This window comes from Actinophytocola sp. (genome assembly GCF_036002505.1).
Classification (GTDB): Bacteria; Actinomycetota; Actinomycetes; order Mycobacteriales; family Pseudonocardiaceae; genus DASYTH01.
The window spans coordinates 1-1,551 of record NZ_DASYTH010000238.1 but is presented as its reverse complement, the minus strand read 5'-3'; the positions used below and the strand labels follow the sequence as shown (position 1 = coordinate 1,551).

Sequence of the window (1,551 nt, the reverse complement as noted above, 5' to 3'; positions counted from 1 at the left end):
GACCCTGCAGACGATCGCCACCTCGGCGCGCTCCTCCCTGCAGGATGTACGGCAGGTGCTCTCCTCGACCCAGGACACGACCATGGTGCGCGATGATGCGGACCGGTTCGACAGTCTCATCGCCGGGGTGCGCAGCAGCGGACACGAGATCGTCGCGACCGAGCTGGGTACCCCGCGTCAGCTGCCACGCGAAACCGGGGCGGTCGCCTACCGGGTCTTCCAGGAAATGCTCACCAACGCCATCAAACACGGCCGGCGGGACCAGCCCATCACAGCCGAGCGGCACTGGCCGGCGACACAACCGGCCGGCGGCTTCGCCGACACCTTGCGCATCGAGGTGACCAACATGACGGAGGCATCCAACGACGCCACCCCCGGGCGGGGTTTGGACGGCATGCGGCGCCGGCTCGAAGCGATCGGCGGCCACCTCGACGTGCGCCACCGCGAGCAACCCGCCGGCATCAGCTTCACCGTGACCGCGTTCGTGCCGGTGCGGGGCGGCGCGTGATAATCGACGAGATCACCGTGCTGCTCGTCGACGATCAAGAGCTCTTCCGCGAAGGGGTACGGGTCATCATCGACGCGCAGGAAGGCATGCGCGTGGTCGGCGCGGCCGGGGACGGGGTGGAGGCAGTCCGCCTGGTCGAGGAGTTGCGACCCGACGTCGTCCTGATGGACGTCCGGATGCCACAGATGGACGGCGTCGAGGCGTCCAGGCAGATCTTCGCACCCGAGCGGGTCGCCCGGCGGAACAAGCCTGTCCGCGTGATCGTGCTGACCACCTTCAACCTCGACGACCGGGCCGCCACCGCGATCCGCCACGGCGCCAGCGGCTTCCTGCTCAAGGACACCACGCCGCTGATGCTGCGCGACGCGATCCGCACCGTCCACGGCGGCAACGCCGTGCTCGCCCCGCAGGACCTAGCCACCTTGCTGAACAAGCAGTTCCAGGGCGAAGCGGCGCCGCCGGCGGCGTTCCTCGGGCTCACCGACAAGGAACGCGAGGTGTTCACCGCCGTGGCCCGCGGTCTGTCCAATGCGGAGATCGCCGGCACCGTGTTCGCCAGCGAGTCCACGGTCAAAACCCATGTGGGTGCCATCCTGCGCAAGCTGGCGCTGCGCGACCGAGTCCAGATCGTCGTGTTCGCCCACGAACACGGCCTGATCTAAGCGATCCCGCCGCCGGCCTCAAAGCGATATGACGGCGGTTTCCCCAGCGAGCAAGAGCGAGGATCCGCACGCCGCGACTCGAATCGTCGCCCGGACGGGTTCGTGATGAAGTTCCCGGGTTGGGAAGCCGCTCCGGGTCTCGCATGAGCGAGGACGGCAAGACCGTAGGCATCTGGTCTGGCTGATTGCCACGGCCTCGGCCTGCTCGGCCCTCACCGCGTGGCCATGCTGCTAGGGCCTGTCCGGCGGATCATGTGACTGGTTCGGGCCGGGGTCGTTGCGCCCGTCGTGGGACGGGGAGATCTGACGAACGACGAGTGGGCCCGGCTGAAGCCACATTTACCCAAGACGGGCCGGCGGGGCGGGCGTTGGAAGAGCCAC

The 1,551-nt window shown here is 68.5% G+C and carries 2 protein-coding genes; both read left to right on the top strand.

Annotated elements, in window-relative coordinates:
- The coding region (locus tag VGR06_RS21595; RefSeq protein ID WP_414637307.1) for a sensor histidine kinase at window positions 1-508 on the top strand (508 nt) is incomplete at its 5' end.
- Window positions 505-1,170, top strand: a complete 666-nt coding sequence (locus VGR06_RS21590) for a response regulator transcription factor (protein WP_327560935.1) — start codon at window positions 505-507, stop codon at window positions 1,168-1,170. The genes VGR06_RS21595 and VGR06_RS21590, both read left to right, overlap by 4 nt.
- Window positions 1,171-1,551 lie beyond the last annotated feature (381 nt).